The sequence below is a fragment of the Peribacillus simplex genome (assembly GCF_900156045.1).
Taxonomy (GTDB): domain Bacteria; phylum Bacillota; class Bacilli; order Bacillales; family DSM-1321; genus Peribacillus; species Peribacillus simplex_D.
Window position 1 is genome coordinate 659,165 of the sequence record NZ_FTMX01000001.1, and the last position, 13,738, is coordinate 672,902.

Annotated in this window: 13 protein-coding genes and 1 other RNA gene; all 14 read left to right on the plus strand. The window is 44.1% G+C overall.

Features of this window, described 5'->3' with window-relative positions; genetic code table 11:
- Positions 1–70: 70 nt before the first annotated feature.
- Positions 71–256: non-coding RNA, 6S RNA (gene ssrS, locus BW986_RS03125), on the plus strand.
- A 212-nt stretch (positions 257–468) separates the two neighbouring features.
- Entirely contained in the window at positions 469–1,440 is a 972-nt protein-coding gene (locus BW986_RS03130) for an NERD domain-containing protein (RefSeq protein WP_076365026.1), read from the plus strand.
- Between the two features lie 280 nt (positions 1,441–1,720).
- Positions 1,721–2,869: a M20 family metallopeptidase gene (locus BW986_RS03135; RefSeq protein WP_311316525.1), complete on the plus strand. Its 1,149-nt coding sequence runs from the start codon at positions 1,721–1,723 to the stop codon at positions 2,867–2,869.
- A 111-nt stretch (positions 2,870–2,980) separates the two neighbouring features.
- A complete protein-coding gene (locus BW986_RS03140; protein ID WP_076365028.1) occupies positions 2,981–3,742 on the plus strand; it encodes a tRNA threonylcarbamoyladenosine dehydratase in 762 nt (253 codons plus the stop codon).
- A 186-nt stretch (positions 3,743–3,928) separates the two neighbouring features.
- Positions 3,929–5,116, plus strand: coding sequence for an ABC transporter substrate-binding protein (locus tag BW986_RS03145; protein WP_076365030.1), 1,188 nt, complete (start codon positions 3,929–3,931; stop codon positions 5,114–5,116).
- 76 nt (positions 5,117–5,192) lie between these two features.
- Entirely contained in the window at positions 5,193–6,071 is an 879-nt protein-coding gene (locus tag BW986_RS03150; RefSeq protein WP_076365032.1) for a branched-chain amino acid ABC transporter permease, read from the plus strand.
- Positions 6,072–6,084: 13 nt separating this feature from the next.
- On the plus strand, positions 6,085–7,056 hold the full coding sequence (locus BW986_RS03155; RefSeq protein WP_076365034.1) for a branched-chain amino acid ABC transporter permease: 972 nt from the start codon (positions 6,085–6,087) through the stop codon (positions 7,054–7,056).
- Positions 7,031–7,810 carry an ABC transporter ATP-binding protein gene (locus BW986_RS03160; RefSeq protein ID WP_076365036.1) on the plus strand — a complete coding sequence of 260 codons (780 nt, stop codon included), beginning with the start codon at positions 7,031–7,033 and terminating at the stop codon, positions 7,808–7,810. The genes BW986_RS03155 and BW986_RS03160 overlap by 26 nt, the downstream gene beginning before the upstream one ends.
- Positions 7,810–8,517 carry an ABC transporter ATP-binding protein gene (locus BW986_RS03165; RefSeq protein WP_076365038.1) on the plus strand — a complete coding sequence of 236 codons (708 nt, stop codon included), beginning with the start codon at positions 7,810–7,812 and terminating at the stop codon, positions 8,515–8,517. The genes BW986_RS03160 and BW986_RS03165 overlap by 1 nt, the downstream gene beginning before the upstream one ends.
- Positions 8,518–9,067: 550 nt before the next feature.
- Positions 9,068–10,246: an ABC transporter substrate-binding protein gene (locus tag BW986_RS03170; protein ID WP_076365040.1), complete on the plus strand. Its 1,179-nt coding sequence runs from the start codon at positions 9,068–9,070 to the stop codon at positions 10,244–10,246.
- Between the two features lie 163 nt (positions 10,247–10,409).
- Positions 10,410–11,288: a branched-chain amino acid ABC transporter permease gene (locus BW986_RS03175; RefSeq protein WP_076365042.1), complete on the plus strand. Its 879-nt coding sequence runs from the start codon at positions 10,410–10,412 to the stop codon at positions 11,286–11,288.
- 13 nt (positions 11,289–11,301) lie between these two features.
- A complete protein-coding gene (locus BW986_RS03180; RefSeq protein WP_076365044.1) occupies positions 11,302–12,267 on the plus strand; it encodes a branched-chain amino acid ABC transporter permease in 966 nt (321 codons plus the stop codon).
- Positions 12,239–13,021 carry an ABC transporter ATP-binding protein gene (locus BW986_RS03185; protein ID WP_034308746.1) on the plus strand — a complete coding sequence of 261 codons (783 nt, stop codon included), beginning with the start codon at positions 12,239–12,241 and terminating at the stop codon, positions 13,019–13,021. Before BW986_RS03180 ends, BW986_RS03185 begins: the two co-directional genes overlap by 29 nt.
- The gene (locus BW986_RS03190; RefSeq protein ID WP_076365046.1) at positions 13,021–13,728 is read left to right on the plus strand and encodes an ABC transporter ATP-binding protein; all 708 of its coding nucleotides are present in this window, start codon (positions 13,021–13,023) and stop codon (positions 13,726–13,728) included. The genes BW986_RS03185 and BW986_RS03190 overlap by 1 nt, the downstream gene beginning before the upstream one ends.
- Positions 13,729–13,738: the final 10 nt, after the last annotated feature.

Consider the following 13,738-nt stretch of genomic DNA (forward strand, 5'->3'; position numbering starts at 1 on the left):
ATGAAAAAATACCTAGGTGTTTTTTCTTGAAACAGAGTTAAGCATTATGATATGATGTCTTCAATAAGTAAGAGTCCTGATGTGTTCGTTCTTTAACCTATAAGTTTTGACCGAACACTTATAGTTACCGGGAGCACTAGTTTCCTGGCCGCGTAAAAGCCTCCCTCGAAGAGGACTTACAGACGCGAGGAACCGAGCACCCACCTGCGGAGAGCGGGTTCAAAACAAAGGCGTAAACGGCACAATTGGGACTCTTACACCTTACAAAGCAACTCATGTTAAACAACATGGGTTTTTTTGTGCGTTGAAATAGGCTCGAATTCACGAGTAAATGGTGCAAATTCACGAGTAAGCTACAAATCTCATGAATTAAACAAAGCAAATTCACGGTAAAACGTCTGATTTCAGATCCTGGCAGGAAAAAAGGGCATTTACATAGAAGCTAAAGGAGAAGGAGTTGATGTATGGATGCTAAAACCGTGTGAAATGCCTATGAAAATGCTCAAACTGGAGGCATTAAGCAGGAGGCTCCCAGCAAATCATCCAAAACAGGAAAGAATCAGGAACGACTTCCAGAAAATCCGTATAGGATATAACGGGGAGCGGAGTATCGGAAAAGAGCTGAAGAATCTTCCGAAAGAATATTGTGTATTTCATGATTTGAGATTAAGCCCCGATGGGAGCCGTTATTTTCAAATGGATTTCCTAATATTCACCCGGAATTACTGTATCATCATTGAAGTGAAAAATTTTGCGGGAACGCTCTATTTTGACCGCACCTATCCCCAATTGATTCGGACAAAAGATGGACAGGAACAGGCATATCTGGATCCGCTAATCCAGGTTGACGTGCAAAAATCCCGATTAAAAGATTGGCTTACTTTTCACAAATTCCCCTCGCTGCCGATTGAAACGCTCATTGCCAATGCAAACTCGAATACCATCATCAGGACTACCCCAGGTTTTGCCCCCATTTTCAAAAAAATCACGGGAAAAGAAACCCTGATAACCAAAATTCACACCCTTGAAGAAAAGTATCCTTCTGAGCAATTAACCCAAAGGCAGAGCAATAGACTTTCGAACACGATTTTGCATAAAAACACTCCGCATAATCCTGATATACTCGAATTGTATCAAATTGATGAGAAAGATCTGCTCAAAAGCGTTCAATGTCCTGAATGCTCTGCTCCCCATATGCAATATCACTGGGGCAAATGGTCATGCAGTCAATGTTCTTACGCCGCGAAAGATGCCCACATTCAAACTCTTCGTGATTTTGCTCTCCTCATAAAACCCAATATAACAAATAAACAAGCACGGCTCTTTTTACAAATCGATTCAATTGATATCATGCAAAGGATGCTCTCTGCACTGGAATTGCCTTATTCGGGGCAATTTAAAAATAGAGTTTATAAACTTGATGGATTAATTCGCGAGTAAATACCCCAAATTCACGAGTAAATAGCCTAAATTCACGAGTAAATACGCCAAACTCACGAGTAAACACGCCAAATTCACGAGTAAACACGCCAAATTCACGAGTAAACACGCTAAACTCACGAGTAAACACGCCAAACTCACGAATAAATACCCCAAGCTAACGAAAAAACCAAAAAAACCATCGAATAAACTTCAAATATTCTCATTTAAGTAACATTCCGCAATATAGATTCGTAAATTATAGTAAGGTTGAGCGATAGTCAGCCAAGGATAGAAAGTAGTGAGGGCTTTGAAAGATTTATTGTATGCAAAGAGGATGGAGATGCTTCAGTTAGTGGAGCGGCTAGTGAATATAGATAGTGGTTCTCATACGAAAAAGGGTATTGATGAAATTGGTTCGATTTTAAAAACAAAATTTGAAAGTCTTGATTTTATTGTGAATACCGTTGAGCAACAGAATCATGGCAATCAGCTGGTCATCCAGCATCGTGATGCGCATCAACCGCATATTCTGGTCGTCGCCCATATGGATACGGTTTTTCCGGAAGGCACAGCGCAAAAACGTCCTTTTATAGTGAAAGGTAGCCGGGCATACGGTCCTGGTGTAGCGGATATGAAGTCCAGTTTGGTTGAGCTTTTTTATGCGATCCTTTGCTTGAAACAGACGGGACAGACAGGCTATAAGCATATCCAAATCATTCTTAATAGTGATGAGGAGGTCGGGTCTCCGTCCTCCGCTTCACTCATCTCGGAAAAAGCGGCCAATAAGAAGTTCGCGTTAATTCTTGAACCGGCTAGGACGGACGGTTCGCTTGTCACGGCAAGAAGGGGCTGCGGTCAGTTTAAAGTGGATATCGTCGGGGTGGCCGCCCATTCAGGGATAGAGCCCGAAAAGGGACGAAGTGCAATTGAAGAATTGGCCCATAAGATCATCGCCTTACACCGCTTGAATGATCAACAGAAAGGAATCAGCGTTAATGTCGGCATGATTGAGGGAGGTTCCGCTGTTAATACGATCGCTTCCCATGCGGCTGCTTTTGTGGATGTGCGGATTTCGGAAAAAAGGCAGGAAGGCATCATCCTCAAGCAACTGAAAAAAATCTGTGCTGAAACCTATATTTCAGGAACGAAAACGACATTGAGCGGGAAAATGGACCGGTCTCCGATGGAAAAGAATGAGAAAACGAACTTGCTTTTAGAGACGATCCGTCAGGCAGGGAAGGAAATCGGCATCGAAATCACGGATACGGCCACAGGTGGAGGTTCGGATGCTTCCATCACGTCTGATATGGGAATCGCGACAGTGGATGGACTAGGGCCCATTGGAGGGAATGCACATAGTGAAGAGGAGTATTTGGAAATTCCAAGCCTGACGGAAAGGACCCTCCTATTGGCAACCGTCATTCAAAAATTATCAAAAATGACCTAGTGCCCCAATTCCGATTAGACTGCTCATATTTAGCTTGTCATTAATGATGTTTATGATATATTGTTAATTGGGAAACTAAATAAGAACAGAATTTATTGGAGTTGAATATATATGCTGCATCAGTTTTCACGAAATGAATTGGCAATTGGCAAGGAAGGAATCGATATTCTGAAAAATACGACCGTTGCTGTCCTGGGTGTTGGAGGCGTTGGTTCATTTTCAGCCGAAGCATTGGCACGTACCGGGGTAGGCCGTATTATTCTTGTGGATAAAGACGATGTCGACATCACGAATGTAAACAGGCAGATCCATGCTCTATTATCAACAGTCGGTCAACCGAAAGCGGAATTGATGAAAAATCGCATTCAAGACATCAATCCCGACTGCGAAGTGATCGCTCTTAAAATGTTCTATACAGAAGAGACGTTTGAAGAATTCTTCAGTTATGGCCTGGACTATGTCATTGATGCATCGGATACGGTCATTTATAAGATGCATGTGATGAAGGAATGCCTGAAACGGAATATCAAGGTGATTTCAAGCATGGGGGCCGCTAATAAGATGGACCCGACACGTTTTCAAATTGCCGATATCTCCAAAACGCATACCGATCCGCTTGCCAAGGTCATTCGTACTAGATTGCGTAAAGAGGGCATAACAAAGGGAATTCCCGTTGTTTTCTCCGACGAGAGCCCTATTGTCATTCGTGAGGATGTCCGAAAAGAAGTCGGCAATGATGAGGCAAAAATCCGTAAAGCCCAAATGCCTCCGTCCTCGAATGCTTTCGTACCATCCGTAGCGGGTTTAATTGCAGCAAGCTGGGTGATCAATGATATATTGAAAGATATTGAAGTTCGCCGTGTAAGTGATTGATAAAAAACAACTGACTCTATAAAGGGTCAGTTTTTTTGTGCCGAATAGCAGATATTCCTTTTAGTAACTTTTTTATCCATATCATATAGACGGGGTCGAAAGAATGAGATAAACTATTTTCAGAATATTATTTTTATTCAGATATTCTATTTGTTTAAAAGAACACACAAAACAAGGGGGTTTCAAATGAAGAAGAAAAAGCTAGCAGGAGTGTTTCTATCACTTTCATTGGTTGCAGGGGCGCTGGCAGGATGTAGCGGCGACTCGAAAACTAGCAGTTCAGGCGGGGGTTCATCAAAATCGGGTGACACGATTAAAATTGGGGCCAACCTTGAATTGTCCGGAGGTACGGCATCATTCGGCCAATCGGCTGCAGATGGTTTGAAACTGGCCATCGATGAGATTAATAAAGAGGGCATCAACGGTAAAAAACTGGAAATCGTTAAGGTTGATAATAAATCAGATGCAGCAGAAGCTACAAGCGGTTCGATCAAGTTAGTCAGCCAGGACAAGGTTGTGGCTGTAGTCGGATCTGCGACAAGCACGAATACATTGGCACAGGTTCAAGTCGCACAGGATAATCAAGTTCCTCTACTCACACCAACTGCAACAAATCCCGACATTACCAACAAAGCTGGAAAATTAAATGATTATGTGTTCAGAACTTGCTTTATCGATCCATTCCAAGGTACGGTGGCAGCCAATTTCGCATCTGACGAAATAGATGCGAAGACGGCTGCGATCTATGTGGATAGCGCAAGTGATTATTCTAAAGGACTGGCCGCAGCTTTTAAAGAAGCGTTCACTGCCAAGGGCGGTAAAATCGTCGCGGAAGAGGCTTATGTAACGAAAGATACTGATTTCCGCTCTACATTGACACGTATCAAATCCGCAAAACCGGAGTTCGTTTTCCTTCCTGGTTATTATGAAGAAGTCGGATTGATCTTAAAACAGGCACGTGAAGACGGCATAGACCTTCCATTCATGGGTGGGGACGGCTGGGATTCCCCGAAGGTCGTTGAAATTGCCGGAGCGGATGCTTTAAAAAATACGTATATCACGAATCACTATTCCCCGGAAGATGAAGATGCCAAAATCCAGGATTTCGTTGCAGCCTTCGAAAAGGAATACGATAAAACACCGGATGCATTTGCTGCACTTGGTTATGACACTGGGTACTACCTGGCCGATGCCATCAAGAGATCTGGAGATGCTTCTCCCGAAAAAATCAGACAAGCATTGGAAGATGTCAAAGATCTTCAATTAGTTTCCGGAACACTGAACCTTGATGAAAATCATGATCCGATCAAATCGGCGACCATCCTGGAATATGTAGATGGCAAACAAACGTTCAAGACAAAAATCAATCCATAATACCTTACGTGGATAGGGGGCAAGTTCCCCCTATTCTATATTCACTTAAAAAACACCTTAACGGGGAGAGTGCAATATGGAACTGATTCAGCAATTGGTAAATGGCATTTCACTCGGAAGCATTTATGCTTTGATCGCTCTTGGTTATACGATGGTATATGGAATCGTCAAGCTCATAAACTTCGCCCATGGCGACGTATTCATGGTCGGTTCATTTGTAGGGTTTTACGCCATTACCGTAATGGACTTATCCTTCATCCCGGCTTTATTGCTTTCGATGGTCACATGTGCCATCTTTGGCGTTTTAATTGAACGCATTGCTTATAAACCCCTTCGTAATGCAACACGGATTGCGGCCTTGATAACGGCCATCGGTGTTTCCCTTCTGATAGAAAATGGGCTGATTTACATCCGGGGCGCGCAGCCGGAAGCCTATCCAAATAATGTCCTTCCGATGGATAAACTCGATATATTTGGAGTTTCCATCAGCAGTCAATCGATATTGATCTTATCTGTTTCCATCATATTAATGATCATCCTACAATTCGTTGTCCATAAAACCAAAATCGGCAAAGCGATGCGCGCCGTTTCATTCGATTCCGAAGCGGCAAAGCTGATGGGAATCAATGTGAATAATACGATTTCAGCTACGTTCGCCATAGGTTCGGCCCTGGCAGGGGCGGCAGGTGTCATTTTTGGAATCTACTATATTAAAATCGAACCGTTGATGGGTGTCCTTCCTGGCCTTAAAGCATTTGTTGCAGCCGTCTTGGGCGGCATCGGCATCATTCCGGGAGCGATGGTCGGCGGTCTGCTGCTTGGAGTGATCGAAGCTTTGGTCAGTGCAGCCGGTTACTCATTATGGCGCGATGGTGTGGCTTTCGTCGTACTTATCTTGATTTTGATTTTCTTGCCGCAGGGACTGTTCGGTAAAAATAAAAGAGAAAAAGTATAGGGGAGACATGGCGATGACTACTTTAAAGAATTCAAAGGGTTTTTGGCTCTCGATCGTGCTCGCACTTATTTTTTTCGGAATCATGCAGTACACCATTTCAAACGGTATCCTTAATCCATTTTATATCAACACGCTCATGTTCATCGGCATCAATATCATGCTGGCGACGAGCCTTCATTTAATCATTGGAATAACCGGGCAGTTCTCGATCGGGCATGCAGGTTTTTTAGCGGTAGGGGCCTATGCCTCCGCAGTCATGACAATGAAGCTGGAACTTCCTTTCATCATAGCTGTATTGGCTGGGGGCGTCATCGCCGCTGTTGCGGGAATGGTCATCGGGATACCCAGCTTGCGTCTGAAGGGGGATTACCTGGCGATAGCTACCCTTGGATTTGGGGAAATTGTCAGGATCGTCCTTTTGAATATTGACTATGTAGGAGGGGCAAGCGGGATGCAGGTATCCCACCTGACCACTTGGCCATGGGTTTTCGCCTGTGTCATGATCACCGTCCTAGTCATCAGGAATTTCACGAATTCGACTCACGGGCGTGCATGCATATCCGTAAGGGAAGATGAAACGGCGGCTGATGCGATGGGAATCAATACGACCTATTATAAAGTGGCGGCTTTCGTCATTGGAGCTTTTTTTGCCGGAATTGCCGGATCGCTTTATGCCCATAATTTTTATATTATCCAGCCATCGAATTTCGGTTTCCTGAAATCCTTCGATATACTGATTTTCGTCGTACTTGGCGGTCTTGGAAGTCTTTCAGGCTCGGTTTTAGCCGCAATTCTATTGACGATCGTGACGACATTCCTTCAGGATTATCCGGAAACGAGGATGATCATCTACAGTCTAGTCCTGATCCTGATGATGATTTTCCGCCCGCAGGGTTTAATGGGAACAAGAGAAATCACATCATTGTTCACACATAAAAAAACGAAAGGGGGCCCAAAGGATGGAAGCCACAATACCGTTGCTTAAAGTAGATTCGGTGGGTATCCGTTTTGGCGGATTGAAAGCGGTATCCGATGTGAACGTCGAATTATTTCCAGGGGAACTAGTAGGTTTGATAGGACCGAATGGAGCCGGGAAAACGACCTTCTTCAATTTATTGACGGGTGTGTATGTCCCTACAGAAGGAACGATTGCCTTGAACGGGGAAAACCTGAATAAGCAGCCGCCATATAAAATTACCCGAAAAGGGATTTCGAGGACCTTTCAAAATATTCGCCTCTTCAGTGAGTTATCCGTGATCGATAACGTGAAGGTTGCTTACCACTCGCTTGCCAAGCATGGAATTGCAAGCTCCATATTCCGGGTGCCTGGACATTTTTCCGGGGAAAAGGAAATGAATGAAAAGGCACTGGAATTCTTGAGGATATTCAACCTTGACCACTTTAAGGATGAAAAAGCGAAGAATCTTCCATACGGACAGCAAAGGCGGCTGGAAATTGCCCGTGCTCTTGCCGCCAACCCGAAACTTCTTTTACTGGATGAACCCGCAGCCGGGATGAACCCGCATGAAACGAAAGAATTGATGAACCTCATTGCTTTTATCCGGAGGGAATTCAACCTTACCGTTTTGCTCATCGAACACGATATGTCACTGGTCATGGGGGTTTGCGAACGGATATATGTCCTTGATCATGGACAGCTTATCGCCCACGGAAAGCCGGAAGAAATCCGCAACGATCCAAAGGTTATTGAGGCTTATTTAGGGGAGGAGGTTTCCTGATGCTGAAGATAGAGGACATCAATGTTTATTATGGCAATATCCAAGCGCTAAAAGGGGTTTCCATGGAGATAAACGAGGGGGAAATCGTGACTTTGATCGGGGCGAACGGAGCGGGAAAAAGCACGTTGCTCAAAACGATTTCCGGTCTGTTAAAACCAAAGCAAGGAAAAGTTCTGTTCGAAGGAGATACGATAGGAGGAAAAGCTGCACAGTCCATCGTGAAAATGGGTATATCCCATGTACCTGAAGGGCGCCGTGTGTTTGCTAACATGACGGTTGCCGAAAACCTGGAGCTTGGGGCCTATTTGCGAAAAGACAAAGAGAACATTAATAAAGACATGAAAAAGGTCTATGAGTTATTTCCAAGACTGCTGGAGAGAATCAAACAGCAGGCTGGCACGCTTTCAGGCGGAGAACAGCAGATGCTTGCAATGGGCAGGGCTTTAATGGCAAAACCACGTTTATTATTGCTCGATGAACCTTCGATGGGCCTTGCACCGCTCCTGGTGAAGCAAATATTCAATATCATCCAGGAAATCAGTGAGTCTGGTACAACGATCCTTTTGGTCGAGCAAAACGCCAACCTTGCTCTATCCATTGCAGATCGGGCTTATGTCGTTGAAACGGGCCGAATCGTCCTCTCGGGCAATGCCGATGAACTCACATCAAGTGAAGAAATAAAAATGGCCTATTTAGGAGGCCATTGAACCGGGAACCGCCGTTTGGCGGTTTTTTTATTGTTGATCGAGATATGCATAATATACAGGAAGATAAAAGTGGGTGATATTCATGCATGATTTTATACATCCAGTATAGTATTATTCAATTTTGATATAGGAATTAAGACTAAAAAACAACGAAAAAACTGGGTTTAATTCCCTATCAATATACTTGTATTTTGGTAAAAATGTAAGTAATAGGATGAAAAGAATAAGGGAATGAATAAAATTTTTTGAGCAATAAATAAAGAATTTACAATATCAATATAATTAAATTATCAGTTTTTTCTGATTATACCGCCTATTTTCGCAATATTTAAAATATATAAAGATAAAAATGATATAGTACCCTCTGAGAAAAATATCCTATTTAGCGAAATCTTCTCACAATTATTGTATAGACGGAATGAAAATTATGCGGTAAACTATTTTTCGAAATATTAATTTAATTTGCAACATTTCATCTAATCAATTTTTTCTGAGGCATCTTGAATAAATATTCATGCATCAGAGCTTGATTACAAAAGGGGGATTATTTATGAAAAAGAAAAAGTTAGCAGGTGCATTCCTTTCTCTGACACTTGCAGCAGGAGTGCTGGCTGGTTGTTCCGGCTCTGGTTCATCAGAAAAATCAAGCGGGGATGGAGATACGATCAAGATCGGTGTCAACCTTGAATTATCTGGCGGCGTAGCCTCATATGGACAATCGATTGCAGAAGGCCTGGAGCTTGCGACTGCAGAAATCAATAAAGAAGGCATTGACGGTAAAAAAATCAAACTTATAAAAGTCGATAATAAATCTGAAGCGTCTGAAGCGACAAGCGGAGCGATCAAGCTGACATCACAAGATCAGGTTGCAGCGATCGTCGGTGCAGCGACAAGCACGAACTCGATTGCACAAGTACAGATTGCCCAAGATAATAAAGTGCCGGTCATCTCACCATCTGGTACAAGCCCTGAAATCACTTTCAGCAAGGATAAATTGAACGATTACATTTTCCGGACAAGCTTCATCGATCCGTTCCAAGGGACGGTAGCTGCGAACTTCGCCACTAAAGAAATCAAAGCGAAAAGTGCAGCCATCTATATTGACAGCGCAAGTGATTATTCAAAAGGGTTAGCCGCAGCCTTTAAAGAACAATTCGAAAAAAATGGCGGAAAGATCGTGGCTGAGGAAGCTTACATTGCGAAGGATACTGATTTCCGTTCCACATTGACTCGTTTGAAATCGGCAAAACCTGATTTCATTTTCCTTCCTGGTTACTATGAGGAAGCTGGTCTGATCGTGAAGCAGGCACGCGAAACTGGACTTGACGTACCATTCATGGGCGGCGACGGCTGGGATTCTCCTAAGCTAGTTGAAATTGCCGGTGCAAAAGCTCTAAATAACACGTTCATCACGAACCATTATTCTTCAGGTGACCCTGATGAGAAAATTCAGAATTTTGTGTCAGCGTTTAAAGCGAAGTACAAAGATAAATCCCCGGATGCATTTAACGCTCTAGGATATGACACAGGATACTTCCTTGCAGACGCTATTAAACGTGCTGGTTCAGCGGATTCAGAAAAAATCAAGGAAGCGCTGGAAAAAACGGCGGACCTTGAGCTTGTAACGGGTACATTCACATTGGATGAAAAACATAATCCAATCAAATCCGCTACGATCCTTGAATTTAAAGAAGGAAAACAAGTATTCAACACAAAAATCAATCCTTAATTTCGGAGAAAAACTCCAACCTTTTCGCCGGCCCTTCGTCAATATGAAGGTGCTGGCGAATTCTCATTTTCAAAGCATACCAGGTCGCTGAACTTCCCCAATTCGGAATGAAAAGAGTCTGGACAAATCACTCATAAAATTAGATTTTCAAGGAGAGTCGAACATGGAATTGATACAACAGTTAATAAACGGGGTTTCACTAGGAAGTATTTATGCCCTTATCGCTCTCGGATATACGATGGTTTACGGGATTGTTAAATTGATAAACTTCGCACATGGCGATGTATTCATGGTCGGCTCATTCGTGGGGTTTTACTCGATAACGGTTCTGGATCTGTCATTCATTCCCGCCCTATTAATCTCGATGACGGTCTGTGCGCTGTTCGGGGTTTTGATCGAGCGTATCGCGTACAAGCCATTGCGTAACGCAACACGGATTGCTGCCCTTATCACGGCCATCGGTGTTTCCCTTTTGATCGAATACGGATTCATCTACGTCCGCGGTGCACAGCCGGAAGCTTATCCGAATGATGTATTGCCGACAGAAAAGTTCGATATTTTTGGAGTTTCCATCAATAGTCAATCGGTTTTGATTTTTGGAGTGGCCGTAGTTCTAATGATCATCCTTCAAATCATCGTTCATAAATCAAAAATAGGAAAAGCGATGCGTGCCGTTTCCTTCGATGCGGATGCAGCTAAGCTGATGGGAATAAATGTCGATAATACGATTTCTGCCACCTTTGCAATCGGTTCCGCATTGGCTGGGGCAGCGGGCGTCATTTTCGGTATTTACTATATTAAGATCGAGCCGCTCATGGGTGTGCTTCCGGGATTGAAGGCATTCGTTGCCGCCGTACTTGGAGGGATCGGGATTATACCAGGCGCTATGGTCGGTGGCCTATTGCTAGGTGTCATCGAAGCTTTAGTCAGTGCCGCCGGTTACTCATTATGGCGTGATGCTGTAGCCTTCGTCGTACTGATTCTTATCTTGATTTTCATGCCACAAGGCTTATTCGGTAAAAACAAAAAAGAAAAAGTATAGGGGAGACAAAGCAATGACTACAATTAAGCGAGCAAAAGGTTTTTGGCTCTCGATTTCACTATCATTGATCTTTTTCGCCGTAGTTCAAGTGTTAATCGGCGGCGGATCGCTAAATCCTTTTTATCAAAATACGCTCATGTTCATCGGGATCAATATCATTCTGGCAGCGAGCCTGCACTTGATCATCGGGATAACCGGGCAGTTCTCCATCGGACATGCCGGATTCCTGGCCGTCGGTGCCTATGCTTCGGCCGTTATGACGATGAAGCTGGAAATGCCATTTTATGCGGCATTGATAGTCGGCGGTTTGGCGTCAGCGTTGGCCGGATTGATCATCGGAATTCCAAGCTTACGCTTAAAGGGTGACTACCTGGCGATTGCGACCCTCGGTTTTGGGGAAATCGTCCGGATCATGCTTTTGAATATCGATTATGTCGGCGGGGCGAGCGGCATGCAGGTTTCCCATTTGACCACTTGGCCGTGGGTATTCGCTTCAGTCATCGTTACGATCATCGTCATCCGGAACTTTACTAGCTCGACCCACGGAAGGGCCTGCATATCGATCCGCGAGGACGAGACGGCTGCCGATTCGATGGGGATCAACACGACGTATTACAAAGTTGTCGCGTTTGCGATCGGTGCTTTTTTTGCCGGTATTGCTGGAGGGCTTTACGCTCATAACTTCTATATCATCCAGCCATCGAATTTCGGGTTCCTGAAATCATTCGATATTTTGATCCTAGTGGTACTTGGCGGTCTTGGAAGTCTTTCCGGTGCCGTATTGGCCGCGATATTACTGACGGTAGTCACGACTTTCCTTCAGGATTATCCGGAAACACGCATGATCATCTACAGCCTTGTCCTTATCGTGATGATGCTCTATCGTCCACAAGGTTTAATGGGGACAAAAGAATTAACATCCATGTTCAAACGTAAAGGAGGAAGCAGCCATGAAAAAAATAAAAACACCGCTGCTTAAAGTTGATTCAGTCGGCATCCAGTTCGGAGGGCTTAAAGCCGTTTCTGATGTTAACGTCGAGTTATATCCAGGAGAACTGATTGGCTTGATCGGGCCGAACGGCGCTGGAAAAACAACTTTCTTTAATTTACTGACAGGAGTTTACGTCCCGACAGAAGGCACCATTTCTTTGGAAGGTGAGAACTTAAGAAAACTGCCTCCATATAAAATCACGCAAAAAGGGATCAGCCGGACATTCCAGAACATTCGCTTATTCAGTGAACTATCCGTGATCGATAATGTTAAAGTGGCCTATCATTCACTTTCGAAACATGGCATCTTAAGTTCTATCTTCCGCATGCCGATCCATTTTAAAGGCGAAAAGGAAATGGATGAAAAGGCGATTGAGTTCCTGAAGATCTTCAACCTTGATCAATATAAGGATGAAAAGGCAAAGAACCTGCCATATGGTAAACAAAGACGTTTGGAAATCGCCCGCGCACTTGCAGCCAACCCGAAACTGCTTTTGCTGGATGAACCGGCTGCGGGGATGAATCCCCAGGAAACGCACGAACTCATGAACCTGATTGCCCTCATCCGTGAGAAATTCGATTTGACAGTCTTATTGATAGAACATGATATGCCGCTCGTCATGGGTGTTTGCGAACGCATATACGTACTCGATCACGGACAACTGATCGCTCAAGGAAAGCCAGAGGAAATCCGTAACAATCCAAAAGTCATCGAGGCCTATCTGGGCGAGGAGGTTTCATAATGTTAAAAATCGAGGACATCAACGTCTATTATGGAAACATTCAAGCCTTGAAAGGAGTCTCGCTTTCTATTAACGAAGGCGAAATCGTGACCCTTATCGGGGCGAACGGTGCCGGGAAAAGCACGATGCTGAAAAGCATTTCCGGCCTATTAAAACCAAAACAAGGGAAAATCATCTACGAAGGGCAATCCATCGGCGGAAAGGCGGCACAATCCATCGTGAAAATGGGCATCTCCCATGTCCCTGAAGGCCGGCGTGTCTTTGCTAACATGACGGTTGAAGAAAACCTTCAGCTTGGTGCTTATTTACGCAAAGATAAGGCAGGCATCAAGCAGGATATGGAGAAAGTCTATGAATTATTCCCGCGTTTGCTAGAGCGCCTGAAACAGCAATCCGGAACCCTTTCCGGCGGGGAACAGCAAATGCTCGCAATGGGAAGGGCCCTCATGGCCAAGCCCCGGCTCCTGTTATTGGACGAGCCATCGATGGGACTCGCACCATTATTGGTGAAGCAAATCTTTAACATCATCGAAGAAATCAACAAAACAGGTACAACGATCCTGCTGGTCGAACAAAATGCCAACTTAGCACTATCCATCGCGGACAGAGCCTATGTTGTCGAAACCGGCCGAATTGTCCTATCGGGCAAATCAGAGGAACTGACCGCAAGCGAAGAAATCAAGAATGCCTATTTAGGTGGACATTAAACCGCTTTAT

Excerpts from the sequence above, each read along its gene's own strand:
- BW986_RS03130 (WP_076365026.1), top strand. The coding sequence starts at position 469 with ATGCTAAAACCGTGTGAAATGCCTATGAAAATGCTCAAACTGGAGGCA.
- BW986_RS03140 (WP_076365028.1), top strand. The coding sequence starts at position 2,981 with ATGCTGCATCAGTTTTCACGAAATGAATTGGCAATTGGCAAGGAAGGA.
- BW986_RS03145 (WP_076365030.1), top strand. The coding sequence starts at position 3,929 with ATGAAGAAGAAAAAGCTAGCAGGAGTGTTTCTATCACTTTCATTGGTT.
- BW986_RS03150 (WP_076365032.1), top strand. The coding sequence starts at position 5,193 with ATGGAACTGATTCAGCAATTGGTAAATGGCATTTCACTCGGAAGCATT.
- BW986_RS03155 (WP_076365034.1), top strand. The coding sequence starts at position 6,085 with ATGACTACTTTAAAGAATTCAAAGGGTTTTTGGCTCTCGATCGTGCTC.
- BW986_RS03160 (WP_076365036.1), top strand. The coding sequence starts at position 7,031 with ATGGAAGCCACAATACCGTTGCTTAAAGTAGATTCGGTGGGTATCCGT.
- BW986_RS03165 (WP_076365038.1), top strand. The coding sequence starts at position 7,810 with ATGCTGAAGATAGAGGACATCAATGTTTATTATGGCAATATCCAAGCG.
- BW986_RS03170 (WP_076365040.1), top strand. The coding sequence starts at position 9,068 with ATGAAAAAGAAAAAGTTAGCAGGTGCATTCCTTTCTCTGACACTTGCA.
- BW986_RS03175 (WP_076365042.1), top strand. The coding sequence starts at position 10,410 with ATGGAATTGATACAACAGTTAATAAACGGGGTTTCACTAGGAAGTATT.
- BW986_RS03180 (WP_076365044.1), top strand. The coding sequence starts at position 11,302 with ATGACTACAATTAAGCGAGCAAAAGGTTTTTGGCTCTCGATTTCACTA.
- BW986_RS03185 (WP_034308746.1), top strand. The coding sequence starts at position 12,239 with ATGAAAAAAATAAAAACACCGCTGCTTAAAGTTGATTCAGTCGGCATC.
- BW986_RS03190 (WP_076365046.1), top strand. The coding sequence starts at position 13,021 with ATGTTAAAAATCGAGGACATCAACGTCTATTATGGAAACATTCAAGCC.